The following is a 2,330-nucleotide window of genomic DNA, read 5'->3' as shown; positions in this document are numbered from 1 at the left end:
CTCGACGAGCTTCGTCTCGGTCACGACTCGCTTGCGCAGGCGGAGGTTGCCGGTCGCGCCAGCCTGCTGCGTCGCACCGGCTGCGGTCGCACCTGCTGCGGCAGCACCGGATGCAGCGGCCGAGTCGGTCTCGGCGTGGCGGCCGCCGTTCGTGGTCGCGTCGGCGTGCGGAGCCTGCTGCTGCGCCTGCGCGTCGTACTCGGTGCGGCGCTGGTCGTCGTACTGGCGCTGCGCCTCGGCGTCGCGGTCGCCGCGGTTCGCCGCAGCAACACCCGCCGCGTCAACGTCAGCGGCACCGACGCCAGCCGCAGCGCCACTGCGGTCACCGTCGTGCTGGATCTCACGCTCGAGCGCGTCGCGGTCGTGGTCGTGGTCGTGGTCGGCGCGCACATCGTGCTGGCCAGCGGCGGGCTGGCCGTACGCCTCCTGCTGCGCCTGCGCATCGCGGTCGACGCGAGCATCCTGCTGGTCGTGGGCGTCGCGACCATGCGCGTCACGCTGGCCGCGCGCGTCCGCGACCCGGGCATCCTGGTCGTTCGTCGCGGCGCCGGCCTGGTGGCGCAGCTCGTTCGGATTGTCGATGCCGTAGTAGCGGAAGAGCTCGTTCTCCTGCTCCACCGACAGCTCGCCGTCGGGGTCGATGTTCGGGGCGTCTTTGATGAACGACTTCTCGTAGGGCACGACGATGCCGCCGCTGTTGGCCTGCGAATTCGCGAGCGGAATGAAGGTCTCGTGGCTGCCGAAGAATCCGGTGTTGACAGTGACCCACGAGGGCTCGTCGGTGCCGTCGAAGACGTAAACGCTGTTCACGCCGCCGATCTTGTGGCCGTCCTGGTCGTAGACGTCGGCGCCAGCAAGGTCGTTGTAAGTGGTCTGGTTCGTCATGATGTGTGCCTCCCCACGGGTTGGGCGAATTTGGCGAACGTACAACTTGCGCGTTCGCATACCTGCCTATCGAACGGCCCTCGACGCTTCCTCCGGATGTCATGAGAAAGCTGGGAGGCGAGTGCTCGTTGCCAGCGTGGAACTCATGTCGGCGAAACGCCGTGGCCCCGACTTCCTCGCGATCAGACCTAGTGTGCCGAGGCCGCCCCGTCGAGCTGCAGCCGTAGCGCCGCGTCGATGCTCCGCACCGCCTGCTCCGCGTCGACGCGCGCGAGCGCGAACGCCGCGACGACGAGCGCGGTGATCGCCTCTCTGCGCTGGCACAGCTCCTCGGTGCCAATGGCCGGATGCGCGGCGCGAATTCCGCGGTCGAAGGCCGTCGCAAGCTCGGCCCGGTAGTCGGCAATGACCCGAGCAACCTGGGCGTCGTCGGCGATCGGCGCGCCCGCGGTGTTCACGAGCAGGCAACCGTGCTGCGCCGGCATCGAGTCAAGCCGCTCAAAGGCGGCGCGCAGGCCCGTCAGGCAGTCGGCGAGCCCGCCCGGCGCGACCGACGCATCCTGCAGCGGGCGCAGCCGCGGGCGGATCACCTCATCGAGGTACGACTGCACCGCGGCGTCGAAGAGCCCGCGCTTCGACCCGAACGTGTTGTAGAGGCTCGAGCGACGGATGCCCGTGGCCGCCTCGAGCTCGGGAATCGACGCGGCCTCGTAGCCGCGCGCCCAAAAGAGGGTGCGGGCAGCCCGCACGACCTCGTCGCGATCGAAGCCTTGCCTGCGTGCCACGGATATCCCCTCTTTCGGTAACGATCGGTCCAGTATATATTGGAATGGTCATTACAGAACAGGGCTCAGCCAGAAAGGCTCCCACATCATGATTCTCGCAGGACTCATCCTCGCCGCCCTGGCCGCGCTGCTGCACGTGTACATCTTTTATATGGAGTCATTCGCGTGGACCTCCCCGAAGGTGCGCGCGACGTTCGGCACAACGGCCGCCGAGGCCGAAACCACGAAGCCGCTCGCGTTTAACCAGGGCTTCTACAACCTGTTCCTCGCGATCGCGGTCGCGGCGGGCATCATCGCCTTCGCCAGCGGCGCGCACGCCGTCGGCGCGACCCTCGTGTTCGCCGGCGCCGGCTCGATGGCGGCCGCGGCGCTCGTGCTGCTGCTCTCGAGCCCCGACAAGCGCGGCGCCGCGCTGAAGCAGGGCGCGCTGCCCGTGCTCGGCATCGTCGCGCTTGCAATCGGCCTGCTCTAACCCGAACCGACCCCACCCCATCCCTTCACAACCAGGAGACGTCTCCCCCGATGACCGCATCGGTCAGCACCCAGATCCACCTCGCCGCCCGCCCCACCGGCTGGCCGACGCACGACGACTTCCGCACGGTGCGCGTGCCCCTCGGCGAGCTCGCGCCGGGCGAGGTGCGCGTGCGCAACGAGTTCGTG

The 2,330-nt window shown here is 68.9% G+C and carries 3 protein-coding genes; 1 reads left to right on the top strand and 2 read right to left on the bottom strand.

What is annotated here, in order from left to right:
- Together ID132_RS08520 and ID132_RS08515 are read right to left on the bottom strand one after the other, a co-directional pair.
- Positions 1-885 (bottom strand): PRC-barrel domain-containing protein (locus ID132_RS08520; RefSeq protein WP_193128356.1); only part of this gene is annotated, 885 nt, incomplete at its 3' end.
- A gap of 188 nt (positions 886-1,073) precedes the next feature.
- Entirely contained in the window at positions 1,074-1,670 is a 597-nt protein-coding gene (locus ID132_RS08515; protein WP_193128355.1) for a TetR/AcrR family transcriptional regulator, read from the bottom strand.
- An 88-nt stretch (positions 1,671-1,758) separates the two neighbouring features.
- On the opposite strand from ID132_RS08515, the gene ID132_RS08510 reads away from it, so the two are divergent.
- Positions 1,759-2,142 carry a DUF1304 domain-containing protein gene (locus ID132_RS08510; protein WP_193128354.1) on the top strand — a complete coding sequence of 128 codons (384 nt, stop codon included), beginning with the start codon at positions 1,759-1,761 and terminating at the stop codon, positions 2,140-2,142.
- Positions 2,143-2,330 lie beyond the last annotated feature (188 nt).

The sequence above is a fragment of the Gulosibacter sediminis genome (genome assembly GCF_014904065.1).
GTDB classification, from domain to species: domain Bacteria; phylum Actinomycetota; class Actinomycetes; order Actinomycetales; family Microbacteriaceae; genus Gulosibacter; species Gulosibacter sediminis.
Note: the sequence above shows the minus strand (reverse complement) of the source record. Positions and strands in the feature narration are given on the sequence as shown.

What these genes read in the sequence shown, in the direction of transcription:
- ID132_RS08510 (WP_193128354.1), top strand. Translation starts at nt 1,759, where the DNA reads ATGATTCTCGCAGGACTCATCCTCGCCGCCCTGGCCGCGCTGCTGCAC.